Origin of the sequence: Mangrovibacillus sp. Mu-81 (assembly GCF_036867415.1) — a bacterium.
GTDB lineage: Bacteria > Bacillota > Bacilli > Bacillales > Bacillaceae_B > Rossellomorea.
The window spans coordinates 372,600-389,066 of the sequence record NZ_JBAJHU010000001.1 but is presented as its reverse complement, the minus strand read 5'-3'; the positions used below and the strand labels follow the sequence as shown (position 1 = coordinate 389,066).

At 44.4% G+C, this 16,467-nt stretch carries 19 protein-coding genes and 1 riboswitch; of the genes, 6 read left to right on the top strand and 13 right to left on the bottom strand.

The genetic code is table 11. The annotated features are described in order from the left end of the window. Positions 1-7: 7 nt before the first annotated feature. Positions 8-340 carry an SdpI family protein gene (locus tag V6B33_RS01935; protein WP_334216049.1) on the top strand — a complete coding sequence of 111 codons (333 nt, stop codon included), beginning with the start codon at positions 8-10 and terminating at the stop codon, positions 338-340. 297 nt (positions 341-637) lie between these two features. Here the strand turns inward: V6B33_RS01935 and V6B33_RS01930 are convergent, their stop codons facing one another. From V6B33_RS01930 to crcB (V6B33_RS01915), 4 genes are all read right to left on the bottom strand, one after another. Continuing rightward, positions 638-1,930, bottom strand: coding sequence for a histidine--tRNA ligase (locus V6B33_RS01930; protein WP_334216048.1), 1,293 nt, complete (start codon positions 1,928-1,930; stop codon positions 638-640). A gap of 263 nt (positions 1,931-2,193) precedes the next feature. Beyond that, positions 2,194-2,721 carry an AAA family ATPase gene (locus tag V6B33_RS01925; RefSeq protein ID WP_334216047.1) on the bottom strand — a complete coding sequence of 176 codons (528 nt, stop codon included), beginning with the start codon at positions 2,719-2,721 and terminating at the stop codon, positions 2,194-2,196. Positions 2,722-2,847: 126 nt separating this feature from the next. Beyond that, complete coding sequence (crcB, locus tag V6B33_RS01920) at positions 2,848-3,216, bottom strand: fluoride efflux transporter CrcB (RefSeq protein ID WP_442915435.1); 369 nt, start codon at positions 3,214-3,216, stop codon at positions 2,848-2,850. Next, positions 3,213-3,593 (bottom strand): fluoride efflux transporter CrcB, encoded by a 381-nt coding sequence (gene crcB / locus V6B33_RS01915; protein WP_334216046.1) that lies wholly within the window; start codon positions 3,591-3,593, stop codon positions 3,213-3,215. Before crcB (V6B33_RS01915) ends, crcB (V6B33_RS01920) begins: the two co-directional genes overlap by 4 nt. A gap of 69 nt (positions 3,594-3,662) precedes the next feature. Next, positions 3,663-3,723: riboswitch (Fluoride riboswitch) on the bottom strand. Between the two features lie 313 nt (positions 3,724-4,036). Here crcB (V6B33_RS01915) and V6B33_RS01910 point away from each other — a divergent pair. Continuing rightward, positions 4,037-5,737, top strand: coding sequence for a pyruvate oxidase (locus V6B33_RS01910; RefSeq protein WP_334216045.1), 1,701 nt, complete (start codon positions 4,037-4,039; stop codon positions 5,735-5,737). A gap of 83 nt (positions 5,738-5,820) precedes the next feature. On the opposite strand, the gene V6B33_RS01905 is transcribed toward V6B33_RS01910, so the two are convergent. From V6B33_RS01905 to V6B33_RS01885, 5 genes are all read right to left on the bottom strand, one after another. Continuing rightward, positions 5,821-6,720, bottom strand: a complete 900-nt coding sequence (locus V6B33_RS01905; protein WP_334216044.1) for an alpha/beta fold hydrolase — start codon at positions 6,718-6,720, stop codon at positions 5,821-5,823. A 266-nt stretch (positions 6,721-6,986) separates the two neighbouring features. Further along, complete coding sequence (locus tag V6B33_RS01900) at positions 6,987-8,006, bottom strand: nitronate monooxygenase (protein ID WP_334216043.1); 1,020 nt, start codon at positions 8,004-8,006, stop codon at positions 6,987-6,989. 158 nt (positions 8,007-8,164) lie between these two features. Then, complete coding sequence (locus V6B33_RS01895) at positions 8,165-8,539, bottom strand: VOC family protein (protein ID WP_334216042.1); 375 nt, start codon at positions 8,537-8,539, stop codon at positions 8,165-8,167. A gap of 72 nt (positions 8,540-8,611) precedes the next feature. Continuing rightward, complete coding sequence (locus tag V6B33_RS01890; RefSeq protein WP_334216041.1) at positions 8,612-9,565, bottom strand: RNA polymerase sigma factor; 954 nt, start codon at positions 9,563-9,565, stop codon at positions 8,612-8,614. 154 nt (positions 9,566-9,719) lie between these two features. Beyond that, positions 9,720-10,673 (bottom strand): arsenic resistance protein, encoded by a 954-nt coding sequence (locus tag V6B33_RS01885; RefSeq protein WP_334216040.1) that lies wholly within the window; start codon positions 10,671-10,673, stop codon positions 9,720-9,722. Between the two features lie 133 nt (positions 10,674-10,806). On the opposite strand from V6B33_RS01885, the gene V6B33_RS01880 reads away from it, so the two are divergent. The 4 genes from V6B33_RS01880 (at position 10,807) to V6B33_RS01865 (ending at position 12,390) form a co-directional block, all read left to right on the top strand. After that, entirely contained in the window at positions 10,807-11,004 is a 198-nt protein-coding gene (locus tag V6B33_RS01880; protein ID WP_334216039.1) for a hypothetical protein, read from the top strand. 26 nt (positions 11,005-11,030) lie between these two features. Then, complete coding sequence (locus tag V6B33_RS01875; protein ID WP_334216038.1) at positions 11,031-11,222, top strand: hypothetical protein; 192 nt, start codon at positions 11,031-11,033, stop codon at positions 11,220-11,222. Positions 11,223-11,436: 214 nt separating this feature from the next. After that, entirely contained in the window at positions 11,437-11,883 is a 447-nt protein-coding gene (locus V6B33_RS01870) for a GNAT family N-acetyltransferase (RefSeq protein WP_442915434.1), read from the top strand. A 15-nt stretch (positions 11,884-11,898) separates the two neighbouring features. Beyond that, positions 11,899-12,390 (top strand): NUDIX hydrolase, encoded by a 492-nt coding sequence (locus V6B33_RS01865; protein WP_334216037.1) that lies wholly within the window; start codon positions 11,899-11,901, stop codon positions 12,388-12,390. Positions 12,391-13,219: 829 nt separating this feature from the next. Here V6B33_RS01865 and V6B33_RS01860 read toward each other — a convergent pair. From V6B33_RS01860 to V6B33_RS01845, 4 genes are all read right to left on the bottom strand, one after another. Continuing rightward, a complete protein-coding gene (locus V6B33_RS01860; RefSeq protein ID WP_334216036.1) occupies positions 13,220-13,711 on the bottom strand; it encodes a hypothetical protein in 492 nt (163 codons plus the stop codon). A gap of 249 nt (positions 13,712-13,960) precedes the next feature. Next, the gene (gene aroA / locus V6B33_RS01855) at positions 13,961-15,307 is read right to left on the bottom strand and encodes a 3-phosphoshikimate 1-carboxyvinyltransferase (protein WP_334216035.1); all 1,347 of its coding nucleotides are present in this window, start codon (positions 15,305-15,307) and stop codon (positions 13,961-13,963) included. A gap of 77 nt (positions 15,308-15,384) precedes the next feature. After that, positions 15,385-16,158, bottom strand: coding sequence for a Cof-type HAD-IIB family hydrolase (locus V6B33_RS01850; RefSeq protein ID WP_334216034.1), 774 nt, complete (start codon positions 16,156-16,158; stop codon positions 15,385-15,387). Positions 16,159-16,235: 77 nt separating this feature from the next. Then, on the bottom strand, positions 16,236-16,457 hold the full coding sequence (locus V6B33_RS01845; RefSeq protein ID WP_334216033.1) for a hypothetical protein: 222 nt from the start codon (positions 16,455-16,457) through the stop codon (positions 16,236-16,238). Between the last annotated feature and the right edge of the window lie 10 nt (positions 16,458-16,467).

Genomic DNA, 16,467 nt, shown 5'->3' with positions numbered 1-16,467 from the left:
GACGACAATGGAAAACCTGGGTCCTGCCCTGACAAATATCGCTTTCGCTATGTTATTCATTGGATTGAATATCCCTCTTTTAATGGGAAAAATAAAGATGAACCACTTTTATGGAATGAGGATCGGCAAATCATTCTATTCTGATGAATTGTGGTACAAAATCAACAAGTTCGGGGCCAAACGATTCATCATCTGGTCCATCCCTTTGCTGATCGTCGGGGTCATCTCCATTTTCCTGGATCCTTTTTCCGAGCCGTTGTCCATCTTCCTGACTTTTATGCCATGCCTGATCATCATCATTCCCACAATACAAGTTTTACTCTACTCCACCAAACTGTAATGCGGGTCAAGAGACAGGTTCCTTGACCCATATCAATTGGGGCACTTCCTGAACTTGTGAGTGTTTCCGGCTTTCGGCTGCATCCAGACGTAAAGGAAATTCGACATGTGGCGCAATTATCGGGAATGTGGCGCAATTTCTCGTATTCCAGCGCAATTAACATGAAAGTGGGGTTAAACCGTAAACCGATAGAATAAATATAAATATATTAATAATCTTGATAGTAGAGACCCTTCGCTGCTGGCTGGGGGCGGTTTTTTTAAAAAAGTTTGTCTGATTGGTTTAAAAATCTTATTTTCAACCTTTAGGAACCGATGCAAACTTATAGGAAAAAGCTTCTTCCTCACCCGTCACCATATCCTTCACCTTATACCGGTTCTCCTTCACCTCATCCTCTCCAATAAAAATGACGTTCCTCACCCCTTCTTTGTTTGCTTTATCGAGGAGTTTCCCCGGTTTTTTGCCGCTCATGTCGCATTCCACTTTGTAACCCTCTGCTCTCAGTTCATTCGCAAGCCCCAATGCTTCCTTGCCCATGCCCATCGGAATCACATAGTAGTCCAGCCCGGATTTGGAGGAGGTCTTTTTCCCGCTGACAGCAGCATAGATTACGTCCAGTCCGAAAGAGATGCCGACAGTCGAGAAGGTTTCATTCGTCCCGAGCAGTCCGCCGATGGCATTGTCATATCTTCCTCCGCTGCCGATGCTAGATTTGATCGAACCGTCCGTTAAGAACAGTTCATAAATGGTTCCTGTATAGATTTCCAATCCTCTTGCCAGAAACGGATTGAAGATACACTGTCCGTCATTGCCCAGATAATTGATGATAGATATCAGCTCCTGCATTTCCTCAAGTCCTTTTTTCACCTGTTCATTTTGACGGGAGTAAGGCTCGAAATAATCGAGTTCCCTATTGTATTCATCCGTCAGAAATCCTTTGATGGAACGCTGTGATGCTTCTGAAATCTCCAGTTCACTTAATTCTGCGATAACAGCTTTGATCCCCACTTTTTCCAGTTTATCCAGGGTCAATACTGCTTTATTAATCCTTTCAGACGGGACGCCGAATACATCAAGCATCCCTGTCAACAGCTTCCGGTTGTTGTATTGAATCACGATGTTCAGTCCGAGCCTTTTGAAGGCCTCAAGTGCCATCCCCATCAACTCTGCTTCCGCCAGCTGTGAATCAATCCCGACGATATCCACATCACACTGGGTGAATTCGCGGAACCGCCCTGCCTTGATCGGTCCGTCCCTGAACACCTTGCCTATTTCATAACGTTTGAAAGGCATCTTGAGCCCCGGATTCATCGCGGCCACTTTTGCAAACGGGATCGTCAGGTCATAACGGAGTGCCAGATCCCTCCCGCCTCTGTCAGAAAGTGTGTACATCTCCTCAAGGATCTCTGCTCCTCCGCCGTACTTTGAAGAGAGCAGATCCGTGTAATTCAAGATTGGCGTCTCAAGCGGCTTGCAGCCATATTGAATGAACACATCCTCAAGCGTGCGCCTGATTTTCCGCCTCACCGATTCCGCTTCCGGTAAATAATCCTGTGTCCCTTTTACGTTCTGATAATCCATCTTTTTCATGTTTCTCTCTCCTTTTTTTGTAAAATAAAAAACCGCACCTGATGTAAGTGAAAACTTAATCAAATGCGGTTCATTAGTAATAACCTTCCTATTTGCGATTTCTTAAAAATCGGATAGCAAGGTTACTCGTTATGATGATGTAATTGTAAAAATGATCTAGGTATAGCGTTAACCATCATTACTCACCTCTGAATTTAGATAAAGGTAACATATGGGAAATGGGATTTCAATAGAATTCTTTAAAACGACGGATTCCCGCCGCTCTAATTTTCCAGAACGATTTCCCCTTCTCCTTCTGGAATTTGAAAACCTTCAAGGTATGAAGTCAATAATCCTTCTGAAATGGGAAAAGAGTTGGCATCAAACCGTTGATTTCGCAGTGTGAGCCGGTCGCGCAAATCATCTGGGTGAACCTTCAAATAAATGAGCCGCCACTTACCGCCCGAATTTTCTATGAGTTTTTTATAACGATCTCTCCTCGCACGATCCCAGAAGCTGAAGTCAATGACCACATTTTGTTTTTGACGGATTAAGTTTAACAGGCGGCTGCGTAATGTTTCTTCGGCCTCTTTCTTGTACTCCTCTATTTTCTCGATGGGGAAATCCACTCCGTAACGCCCTCTCGTCGCCCATATTTCTTCATCAATCGAAAGTCGTATGAAACCTTCCTTTTCCAGCAGTTGTGAAAAGGTGGTTTTACCGGAACCAGCGACCCCGCACATCATCACAACCAAAGAGACTGCATCACTTCGTTCTTGTAATATTGAATCAAAATTAAATTCTTCAAACATTTGGATATCCCCCCACCTTCATCGTTGACGAAATGTTCCTATTTCTTATATCATACTAATTTTACCATATGCTCTGCTTCAAGGTCCCTATAAAAAAACGGGTCAAGGAACCTGCCCCCAACCCGCTTACGCAAACAAATGCCCAATCTTATATCCAAAAAACGCAAGCAAAATCCCGCCGCCGTAGCATATGACGTTGTAGAGGATGAAATCTGTTCTTCTTCTGTCCACATGAAGCTGGATTCCCTCAAGCTTGAATGTGGAAAATGTGGTGAACGATCCAAGGAACCCTGTCCCGAGAAGCAGGCTCCATACTTCACCTGTCCCTTTTCCGATCAACAGCCCCAATAGGAACGAACCTAGAATATTCACCAACAACGTGGCCACCGGCAGACGGAAAGAATGGCTTTTGTTGAAATATTGACTCGCTGAATACCGGGCGATCGCCCCGAAGAAACCGCCGATTGCGACAAGTAAGAACGTTAAGATACTCATCTCGCCGCCTCCCCTTTCTGAACGCGAAATCCGATCCGGCTCATCACCAGTCCTCCTAGGATGCTCACTGAAACATATATGGCACCCAATAAGACATGGCCATTCTCAAACAGCGTCACCGTTTCGACACTTAACGTGGAAAACGTCGTAAACGACCCGACGAAACCCGTCCCGATCGCCGTCTTCAGATCACCCGGAATCGAGAACCTCCTCACCAATCCAGTTGTAAAAAGGGCAAGAACAAAGCTTCCGATCAGGTTCACCGTAAGCGTTGCAAAAGGAAACACGCCGCTTTCATCAAAGAATGCATAGCCGACCCAGTAGCGGAGCATCGCACCAAGTGCACCCGCAAGACCGACCAGTATAATTGGTTTCATTATGATTCCTCCAAACCTTCCAATATACATATTTTACCACCAATAAAAAAGACCCCTGCCAGTAACAGAGCACTGACAGGAGTCATTAGCCTTCCGGCGGTTAAAGGTGAACTCCATCACCTGTATGTTTTCCATATTTATCATACTATATTTATCAGAAAATGAAAATCCCTGCGTGGCCGGCACCGAATCCTGTTATACGAAAAAGGCTAAATAGGTTCATTAGTATATACGCTGACTTTCAAAAAATATGCTGACTTATTTGATTTTATGCTGAAAAATTAGACTTTATGCTGACTTTTTCCGATATATGCTGAAATATTTCGTTTTATGCTGAGTTTAACATTAAATCCCATACCTGCGTATCGCCCATATCAATGAGTGAGTAAATTTTACCGAAAAGTACCACACTATGCCTATCCAACTATGAAGAGGTGAACGTAATGTTTAAACAAACAGCCGGTGAAAAATTAATTGAACAGCTGATTGAATGGGGTGTCGACCATATCTACGGGATGCCGGGCGACTCGATCAATTCCATCATTGAGCCGTTGCGAAAAGCGAAAGACAAGATTAAATTCATTCAAGTCCGGCATGAGGAAGCCGGGGCACTGGCCGCTGCAGCCTATGCAAAATTGACCGGAAAACTCGGCGTCTGCACCGCCATCGCCGGGCCGGGTGCCATCCATCTGTTGAACGGATTATATGACGCCAAACTCGATAAAGCCCCGGTCCTTGCAATCACAGGCCAGGTCGAATCGGACCTGATGGGGACCGATTACTTCCAGGAAGTGAACCTCGACCGCCTGTTCGACGATGTCGCTGTTTACAATCAGCGCATCATGTCAGCCGAACAGCTTCCGGCTGTCGTCAACCAGGCGATCCGGACCGCTTATGCCAAAAAAGGGGTAGCCGTTTTGACGATCCCGGATGACATCCCCCGCTTTGAAGTCGGGAAAGAAGCAAGGATCACGACTAATTTTACCGTCAAACAGGAGGTTGCCCCGCTGAAGGAAGATCTTCATAAGGCAAAGGAGCTGATCGAACAGTCTGAAAGACCGGTCATCCTTGCAGGGAATGGCATGCAGGGAAAACGGGACATCCTGTTGGCCTTTGCCGAAAAAACGGGCGCTCCCGTCGTGTTGACACTGCCGGGGAAAGGCCTCATTCCTGACAAACATCCCTACTGTCTCGGCGGACTCGGGCTGATTGGAACAAAGCCTTCCTATGAAGCGATGCAGGAAGCAGATCTTCTCATGTTGATCGGGACCTCTTTCCCGTTCACGGGATTCCTTCCGGAAGAGGCGAAGACTATCCAGATCGATATCGACCCGACTCAAATCGGGAAGCGGCTTCCGGTTGATGTCGGACTCGCCGGAGATGCCGGAGCGACCCTTTCATGGCTCACGGACCAGATTTCAAGGAAGGAAGACCGGACATTTTTAGAAAAAAATCAAGAACGGATGAACAAGTGGTGGGAAAAACTCGAGAAGCAGGAAGCGGACGAATCCGTTCCGATCAAACCGCAGCGGGTCATCCGTGCGCTTCAGCAGGTAACTTCAGATGATGCGGTCTTGTCGGTCGACGTCGGGAACGTGACCGTGTGGGTGGCCAGGCATTTCCTTATGACAAACCAGTCGTTCGTCATTTCCAGCTGGCTGGCGACACTCGGATGCGGCCTTCCAGGGGCAATCGCAGGAAAAATCGCCTATCCTCACAGGCAGGTCCTCGCCATCTGCGGTGATGGGGGATTTGGGATGATGATGGCCGATTTCGTGACTGCGGTTAAGTATGAATTGCCGATGGTCGTCGTTGTGCTCAACAACCATAAAATCGCCATGATCAAATTCGAGCAAGAAGTGATGGGAAATGCAGAATTCGGCACAAACCTCCACAATCCGGACTTCGCCAAATACGCAGATGCCTGCGGCGGCGTGGGATACCGGGTCGAGCGGCCGGAAGACCTTCTCCCTTCTCTGCAAAAAGCCGTCATGCAGAACAAACCATGCATTGTCGATGTCGTCGTCGACGCCGACGAAGCACCGATGCCAGGAAACCTCCAATTCTCCCAGGTATTCGGCTATACGAAACATATGGTGAAAGAGCTGTTCCAGGAAGGGAAATTGGATCTGCCTCCGCTGTAAAAAAATGCCCGTCCCGGCAATGCTAACACACGCCGGGACGGGCTTTTAACTCGTTTGTCAGTGTTTCTTGGTCCAAGGTTACATTATTTAAGTAAAAATTCCTTAACCACACGGGCATATTTCACCGGCTCTTCTATCCTTGGAAAATGGCCGCTTTGATTAAAGGTAATAATTTTGGCATTCCCGACTTTATCTCTAACAAACTCATGTTGTTTCTCACAAAATACAAAGTCATGATTGCTGGTGATGATTAAAGAGGGATGTGGCAGCTCTGTTAAATCGTTCAATACGGATTTATACATCGTTTGTTCTTCATGTAACTTAGTAAAATGAGACTGGGTTTGCTGCAGCCGGTTCTGAATTTCTACCGGTGCCTTGCTGAATAATGTTTCAAAGAAATCTTTTTGCGGCCCGTAAAAGTATAAACTTTCTCTATCTTTTCCTAATTTACCTCCAGTTTCAAGCCAAACCTCCATTAATCTGGGAGTTTCTAAGTTAGATTGTACTTGTTCCCTGGTTTTTTCAGCTTCCTGAGATTGATTCTTACTTTCAAAAATCACTGAAGCTTGTTTTAATAACGAATTTAAAGTTAGATGGAAGTCAAAGCCCGGGCTTTCAAAAATCAGCCTGTCGATGGACTGTGGATACTTTGAAGCATATAAAGCGGCTAAAAAACCACCAAACGAATGTCCTAAAACAGACCAGGAAGAAATGCCAAGCATCCTCCGGAGTTCCTCCGCATCTTCAACTATATCATCCGGACTTAACTTCTCGTCCTCATCAAGCATTTCTGATCGCAGCACTCCACGCTGATCCATCCCAATTAAATACAAAGATTCTCTTAACCTTTCCCCCTGAACACTCATAAAGTCATAGCAACTGGAACCAGGACCTCCATGTAAATAAACTAACGGTGGTGATGAAGGATCTCCCTGTCTTTCAACGTAAATCTCTTTCCCTCTAATAGAATGTAATTCTCCCAAACTTTCCCCTCCTTTATATGATACCTTTCTTTATGATATGGCCATTCTCCTATTAAAATCATATTTTTGCTTATTTAAATGGGGTCTGTGTACACTAGAGGTTCGGGGTAAACGGTTCCGTCGCAGGGGGCACGCTGTCTTATTGCTGTTTAACTATCCAAATATTCACCTTAAGTTTATTCCTCAATTGATATACATAAATGGCAGGCACAATGCCGCCAAAAAAAAGAGAAGAGCATATTCCTCTCCTCTCAGCCATTCTCCCTTCACCAAAGCTGCTCCAGCATCTCTTCTACACTCATCTCTTCCTTCAACGAACCAACCCCCTGCCCAGCCCATAACGACATACGGGAAGGATCGTTCCGTCTCGCAGCATCCTGCCGCATCGGCTTCGTCAATGTATTGAGATATGGATAAGGAAGGACTTCCTGTTCGCGCTTTTCATTTTCCTTCATCCATGCATTCACAATTCCGCGTGCTTCTTTTCCTGAAAAGACTTTCGTCAGCCTTGTGTCCGTTGCGGAAGCATGAAAGATTTGCTGCTTATGCAACGGATGTGCCCGGCTTTCTTCGCAGACTAAAAACGCTGTGCCAATCTGAACGCTTTGTGCTCCGAGTGCAAGTGATGCCTTCACACCTCTTATATCCGTTATTCCGCCTGCCGCAATCACTGGAACACGCAGCCTGTCGACCGTCTGTGGAATCAGTGACATTACCCCGACAGCCGCGGATGATGGCAAAAAGGCTCCCCGGTGACCTCCAGCTTCCATCCCTTGCAGAATCACTGCATCCATCCCCCGTTCTTCCATCATCACGGCTTCTTCTACTGAACATGCCGTCCCAAGTAACAAACAGCCGGCATCCCTCAGCTTGTTAACCGCGTCTTCAGGAGGCAGATTAAACGTAAACGAACAAGCTTTCACACGATGCTTCACCAGCAGTTCGACTTTTTGATAAAAATCCTTCCACTCATCCTCAACCGGCGTAAACGGCCGTGCTTCCTCAGCTTGAGGTATGATTTCTTTCCAGTGTTGAACCTGTGCCTCTGACGGGACTTCTTCCTCTTTTGGAACAAAAAGATTCACCTGAAAAGCACGGTCAGTCAGCTGTTTCATCTCGATTACCTGTTCTTCCAGCTGCCCATTTTTCAGATAACCAGAAGCCAGACTGCCGAGTCCCCCTACATTCGAAACAGCCGATGCAAGCTTTGGAGTAACCGCTCCGCCAGCCATCGGCGCCTGAATGATCGGTTTTGTCATTGAGAACATCTTCATCAAGTCGTTCATACAAATACCTCCTGTGAAAAAAATTCATTCTTGCCTTGTTATACACCCTTTTGCCCCAACAGATATTTTAGTTTTTACCTAGGAATCTTCGAGTTAGAATCAGTAATCCTCCATGTTCCACATTCACTCGCCTTTCAGGAAAGCAGACCCGGCAATTCTCACCCCGTACAGATCATCACCACATTCCCATCCGGATCCCTTACCGTAAAAAACGAAAAATCATCAAACCGGACGATGCCTTCACCTGCCTCATATCCCATTTCCTCCACAAAAGCAAAAGCCGTATCAATATCCTCAGTGTGAAAATTGAACAAGGGATTTTCCAGCGCATCCACCTTTTTAGACACCCCTTCCAGTCCCGAATCCAAGGTCAATCCCGTATGATGATTGATCTTGATATTATATACAGGGTCTGACACCGCATCTAAATCATACTCCTGACCCAATAATTCAGAATACCAACGAACCGATTTCTTGAGATTGCTTACATGGACAAACACCGTATTGATTTGGTTATTGATTGGACTTTTCATAGTAAAACACTCCTCTGTTTTTTCACTTCACTTAATAGAACGAATGAAACGCGAAAAACCTTACAGAAGAAATTAATAAATATGATAAAAATAAGCCGCATTCAGTCTAACACCAAGTTCATCGGCTGCAAGCTTCATCAGATCCCAGGAAAAACAGTAAAACTTCCAATACGTGATTTCTTCCCCATAAGTCTCAACATAATGGATATTGTTCAAATACAAATGGCCGTCAACCTTCTTTTCCCATTCGACCACAACAGGGCGCCCCCACACTTCTTTGTATTCAGCCACGATCTCATACTGTGTATCTGCAATCTGCTTCCAGTCTTTCAGTGAATTTTTCTTCGTTTCCTCCAGTCCTATTTCCAATCCGGCATGGGTGATGTCCACGACAACCTCTTCACCCAGCACAGAAGCAATTCGTTCAGGGTCTTTCGCCCGGAACCCCTCAATCAAAGTCTTTAATGGTCCGTTTGGATAAAGGGGTGCAGCACGTTTCGCAGGTGAGGCTTGGACTTCACCAAGATCCTTGAGGATCCTTCTCGCCCTGCTGAGATTTGTATACACTGCTTTCTCGGATGTTCCGATGATCCCGGCAGCCTCTTTCGCCTTAAACTGAAAAGCATCCGTTAGAATCAGCGTCACATATTGAACCGGAGTCAAATGGCCGACAAGATAATCAAGGTTGTCAATCAGCTGCAAATTGAAGGACGCACCGTCGTCCTGCTGAAATTCCTCATTGAGCGGCTGCTCACGGCTGCGGTCCCTCCTTTTTTTATCAATCCATAGATTCGTAGCAACCCTGAATATGTAGGCTTTCGTATGAACGGGCTGGTATACTTTCGCCAATATCCCCAAGGATTTCAGCAGTGTGTCCTGAACCAGGTCCTCGGCATCCCAGGGAGACCTCGTTAACTTATAACAATATCCCCACAGCTCCGACCGGAAAGGCTCAATCTCCTGTTTAAACCTCAGCTCGATTTCCCTGATTTCATTTCCAAGTGAACTCAATTTTTCGGAAGGCATACTATTCTCCTTACAATGAAATTCTCTTTTATCCAATTATTTCAAATAAGTCGTTCTTCCTCAATCATTATTTCTTGGTTTTTAATGATGAATGTACTAAGAGGGATTAAAAAAGCACACATCCATAACAACATTGATGTATGCTTCTGCGTTTCTATGTACTTTTTTTCTTAGTAATAAATAATATAAGCTGCGAGATGATTCCCAAAATGGGCAGTTCCAGTAACGGACCTATGACTAAGGTTAATGCGATTAATGGCTGGTCCGGAAATGCGGTCATGGCAATCGCTAAGGCAATGGGCGAATTTCTTGCCAGCGTAGTCAAGTTTAAGCTTGTAATGTCAGCGTTCGGGAACCTCATAAGCTTTCCCGCCTTTTGACCGACGAAGAAGTTTATCGTAAAAAACAATAAGATCGGGATGGTCATTTGCCACATTAATGCTAGATGATCAAACAGCAATTGGCCCTGTGACGCAAACATGGCAACGATTGCGAGACTCAGGAACATAATCGGCAAAGCAGAAAGCTTGGATAATAGGTTTTCTCTCAGCTGCTGCTTGTTCCTTACTAAATATTTCGTCAAAACGGCGAGGATCAAAGGAATGAACAAAACAACCAGGATACTTTCCAATAAAAAGCCCAACTCTATTACGCCCGTGGTTCCACCGAATAGGAGGAGATAAACCGGGAGCAAAAGCACCTGTAAGATTAGATTCAGAGGCAAGATAGCTGTCGAGAGTGCAACATTCCCTTTGGCAATACCCGTAAAGATCAGATACCAGTCCGTGCATGGTGTGACCATCAGCATGATAAAGCCTATATATAGAGAGGGATTGCCGCCCAGAAAGACCATCGCCAGAAGCCATGCCAGTACAGGTGTCCAGACAAAGTTAATCAGAATCGAAGTACAGGTAAACTTGATATTTCGAAAGGCTTTCTTTATTTCCTCAATGGGTACTTGTAAAAAAGTGATATAGAGCATAGCTGCCAGTACAGGAACAATAAAACTTTCCGCATTTGCCCTGATAGGTTCCACTTGTCCAATACTTAAACCAATCACAACGGCTAAGAAAATAATAAGCGTATATAATTTTTCAAATAAGTTCATTGTCCAGCACAACCTACTACATTAAATTTTCATGTTCGCATCATTTTATCATAATCTCGTTGGAGAGGTGGAAGCGTACTCCATATCATTTGGAACCTTATGGTAAAATACACATATGAAAGGAGATGTTCCATTGACCAGTATATTAAAGAACACATTCCAACTTACTGCAGTCATCCTTCTACTCTGCTCACTTTTTTATTTTCGCCACTTCAAAAAAACGAAGAAAGAACGCAAACTGACCCCCATTGAACTCTCCATTTACATCCTCACCCAAGTGGCAATGTTTCTCTGTGCAGGCAGTTATCTGCTTCTGCTATTGGATAAATAATTCAAGATAAGAAGGGCGGATCGGGTATGAATTATTTACTTTGGTTGACTGTTGGGTTCTTTTCAATCGGATTTACTGTGCTTATTTTTATTAAAAGAAAGATAGACTCCAAGAAAAATCCAAATGTACAATCAATCGTATGGTGGATCACAGGAATCACAGCCTGGGGCATCGGAAGCATCTTTCTTGTTGTTTGGTTGTTTCATACAGTTTATTAGAACAAAGAATGATCGACAAGGTGGGAATACAGTGAAATATGATGGCGTTGATGGTAGTTGTTAATTTAATCAATGAATATGTATTGAATTGCCATTATTCAGCGGTTGCGAGCTGGGTGTCTGCCGTTTTGTTTTTCTTCGGGACGTTGTATTTCATTAATGCAAGATACGTATTTTTGTTAAGAAAAAGGATGAACGGTAAGGAGGAGATCCATTGAACGCAGATTACACGATTATTCGATCGACCCCGGACCCCGATACGCTTGAGGGAATGATAGACTTACATAAACATATTTTCGGAAGCAGTGATAATCTGACCAATAAAATGAGTCGTAAGCCCAACCTGTTGGTCATTACTGCGACACATGATGAGAAGGTGATCGGCTATAAGATTGGGTATGAACTTGATCGCACCACGTTTTACAGCTGGCTTGGCGGTGTCGATTCGAATTATAGAAAGTACGGGATTGCATCGAAGTTATTGTACATGCAGCATCGTCATTTAAAAGAACATGGTTATCATGTCGTTCAGACCAAAACCATGAACAAATGGCGGGGCATGTTGATCCTGAATATCAAAAACGGATTTGATGTCATCGATACGTACACGGACGAAAAGGGACGGCACAAGATCGTTCTCGAAAAGAATTTACTCGACTAGAGGGAGAGATATCGCATGACAGCAACCTATGTGCATTGGGGAGAAGCAAAGGTGAAATTAACCTGGAAGGCCGATAAGCAGCTCCCACCAAGGGACAGGATCACAAGTGTTCATGGATTTTGTTTCAGGGATGATCAATTATTATTGGTGAACTTACATCATCGGGGCTGGGACTTTCCGGGAGGTCATATCGAAGACGGGGAAACTGCTGAAGACTGCCTGAATCGTGAGGCTTATGAAGAAGGCTATGTTTCAGGAAGACTTTCACTATTGGGCCATATCACCGTTGACCATAGCGAAAACCCTGTCTGGGATAAGGATGGGCCCTACCCCAAAGTAGGGTATCAAGTTTTTTACCGGATGAATATTGAGCAATTGCATGAATTTATGGGGAAATATGAGTCTGGTGAGAGAATGTTCATTCATCCGGGTGACGTTGCGGATTATTATCGGGATTGGAATGGGTTGTATCAGGTCATACTTGATGAGGCTGCAGGGCAGCTGTGATTTGGTACAATATACGGGTATGGGATGTCCACCTTTATAAAAATGACTAGCTCAGAGTTCATAAAACCCTGAGCATTTTCAATTATTAAATAGGTGCATACCAACTAAGGGGTTCTGTTTTGAAGTACAAAATATGAATGAACATTGCTTTTCGTATAGTAATTCGCACCAAAATTAAGAAGCCATTTGGCAAGAAAATCAGAATAGAAAAATGCTTGGAGACAGGTGCTCCAAGCATTTTTTATCCCAAGATCAGCACTGGTTAGCGATTTCCATAAAATAAACTGCCAAAATAAAGGGAGAAATTCCTCTTATTGAGAAATTAACACGAAATATGGAGTAAATAGAGGGAAACATTCCCCCTATTTACTTCAAAAGCATGAAAATGGACATTTTACCTAGTCTTAACGGGAAAAACTCCCCTTATATCCCCGAACCTAGCCCGATTCTGCAGGATAAGGGGAAAAAATCCCCTTATTAAAACAATCAGTGGTTACTCACAATGAAGGATAAAAAAATGTCTGCTTTTTGATCTGCCTCTCAAAAATCAACACCCACCCCCTGCCAGTAAAAATCATTTGTAGCACACCAATTGGTATAACAATGAGCATGCGAACTTTCATACTGACAAAAACGTATGACCCCATGTTTAAAAGGGTTCGAAATTCCGGTCGGATTACCGTTTATTTTATTAACCCCTATATATATCAACAAAAAGAAGCAGTCAAATTCAGTTACGAATAGGACTGCTGATTGGTGTGCCAATTTAGTTTTTGTATTCGAAATCCAAACCCGCTGCATACCATATTGGTTGCCTTCGATTACCCCACTATTTCCTCAACATCTCCAACAATCCACCATCATCCATATTTCGAATGGTTACAATCTCGCCTTCGTCATTGAGATTCACTCTTGCAGTGATGGCTGCAGTATTTTTCTGACCATCTTTTTCATACTCGACTTCCACTTCGTACTGATAAGCCTGATCTTCAACCTTTTCTATATCAATGGCTGCCGGCTTTAATTGATAGCCCTTTTCATACGCAAATTGTTGAAATACTAAAATGTGGTTGGCATCCATCATATCCCCCACATTCATGACCAGAGGCTTATAATTTTCTTCTGCATACTCTTTTAATTGCGACGGTCCTTTTTCAAGGGCAGATGCTAATTCTTCACCTGGCCCCGTGAATTCTTTTCCCAAAAAAGTTTCGATGGTCTTTACATCCTTATCTTCCTCTTGAGAGCTGCATCCTGCAACTAAAACGAACACAGACGCTAAAACGAATAATTTCATGAGTAATCCAATGGTATTTTTCACAGTAACAACCTCCCCTGTCTTTACATTTACGTATAAGGAAGGAAAGTGTTTCAATTTTCTTATAATATTAGGAGTTACTTAGTTTATTCCGGATAAATGTGCGTCTGATATACGGATCAGGAGGGGAAATGGAGGGGAGTCAGGCTTTTGCAACAAGATTCCCCACAAAAAAAGCTTCGAGAAATAGAGCTGCAAACTGCGACTTCTTCGCGCCGGAGGTCCATCCAACTGCAAAAAGGATTCCCACATTCACTCCACGTACTCAATCCTTACTCCCAGCCCATCCAGCATCTCAAAATAACCCGGACACGTCTTCGACACACAGCCCGGATCGTTTAGTATCACACCCGGCACCCTTGTTCCGATCAATGCCAGAGACATGGCCACTCGATGGTCGTCGTATGAAACCAATTCTGCCGGTTGTGGGTTACCCGGGTGAACCGTCAATCCATCGTCAAATTCCTCCGTCTTGATCCCCAGTTTGCCTAACTCTTTGCAGATTGCACTGATCCGGTCCGATTCGTGATGACGGATGTGTTCGATGTCTCTTATGGTGATATGACCTGTAGTAAATGGTGCGATGCAAGCGAGGGTCAGTGCTTGGTCGGACATTTCTTTCATGCTGATGTCAAACCCGCCTTTGAGGGCCGGGGTCCCCGTGAGCTCGATATAGCCGTCACCCCTGACAACCGTGCACCCCATTTTTTCATACACATCCAACATCCCAATATCAGGCTGGTTCGTTTTGACGGAGAGATTGTTGATTCTGATCCGCCCATTTGTGATCGCAGCCAATGCCAGAAAATAGCTTGCCGTTGAGGCGTCGGCTTCCAGTTCAAGTTCCCTGCCGGCATAATGTGATGCAGGGACAACGATTTGGGTGAGGTCATCGTTGAATGTCGCTTCCACACCGAACTGTTCCATCAAACCCAATGTAATTCGAACGTATTCTTTCTGAACGATGGTGTCAGGAATCGTAACGGTTACGTCTCTTTCAGCGTATGGACTTGCCAAAAGGATTCCGCTGATAAATTGGCTGGAGATCCTGCCTGAAATACTCACCTCGCCGCCACTGAGACCACCGGCTTTAATCCGGATGGGCAAATACCCTTCCTTATTCAAATAGTCTATTTCAGCCCCAAGATCCCCAAGGGCGTTAAGCAATGGTTCAATCGGCCGTTCACTCATGCGATTGCTTGCCTCAATGACCCAATCACCATCACTGCCAGCTGCCATTGCGCCAGGCAGAAAACGGGCAATTGTTCCGGCTGCTCCAATATATACACTGCATTCTTTTATCGGCCACTTGGCGTTACATCCGTGAACCGTAACGGTCTCTCCATCCACATCGACGGTAATGCCAAGCTTTCTGAGTGCATCAATGCACCAATACGAATCATCACTCTTCAAGATACCGCTCAAAGTGGACGTTCCGCGGGCCAAAGCAGCCATGATCAATGCTCTGTTGGTAAAACTTTTGCTCCCAGGGATCGTTATATCGTGGTTGATTTTGTTATCTACCGGAGAAATTTTCACAGCTTGAACATCATTTAATTCTGACCAAGGTGATCTTGCTTTTAAGTCTGGATGATTCATTGTGGAACCCCTCTCTTTTTTATTAAATTGTGCCCTGCCTCAGGGTTTCTTCCCCCAGCAGTTCATCAAACAATAATCTAAATCACAGCAAACTTCCTTAACGCAAATTCAATCCCGTCCTCACCCGACGGCTTCGTCACAAAATCCGCAACAGCCTTTAATTTTTCGCTGCCATTCCCCATCGCGATTCCCAGCCCTGCCAATTCGAGCATATCGATATCATTCTCCCCGTCACCAAAGGCAATCGCTTCCGATTGATCGATTCCGAAAAACTCCAGCGTCTTCATTATCGCCCTGGACTTCGACACATCCTCCTGCAAAACATTCAGCACATAAGGATGCCACCGTCTGAATGTAAGATGCGGGAACGTTTTTGTGTACTTCCCCACCGTTTCATCATCTGCAAACAGACACAGTAAAAATACATCTTCCTCATGGATTGAGGAATTCGTTTCAGGATATTCATCAAGAGACAGTGTTTCCTTCAGTGCCGTCAAAATCCCTCCTTCTGTAACACCATTCATACTGAACCCTTCTGTGTAAAAGGACAATCCGTTATTCTCTGTTTTCGCAAATTCCACCACTTCCTGAACGATTGTCCGATCCATCGGCACTTTATGAATCACTTCATGCCCATGTTTTACGTAACCGCCGTTTGCTGTGATAAACGTGCCGATTCCTAACTCTTCTAGTTCCTTGCACATGGACAATGGCCTTCCTGTCGCAGCCACCACCTTTATCCCTTTACTAATCAACGTATTAATCGCCTCGACTGTGGAATTTGGAATGCTGCCGTTTTCGTGGTGAGTGATGGTTCCGTCGACGTCGAGGAAGACAATTTTATAGTTCATGTACATCCTCCTTGAAATTTATATAAAGAAAAATGATTTTCTTGGATTAAGCTTATATATAATGAAAAGCTTAGCTTTTAGGGTTTATCATCTAACTCCTTTTCTACATCTTCGTCAGATAGCAGTTTTCCAGGTATTTCTTCTTTACCGGTAGTAAGCAGTATTATGCCGATTAATGCTGACAATCCTATACAGACTACCGAGAAAATGAAACCTTCTTCAGAAGATAGTATCACCGATAGCAATGCTGAAGTTAATAAAACTAATGAAATAATTAATGCTCCGAATAATCTGTCCATTATAGGCACT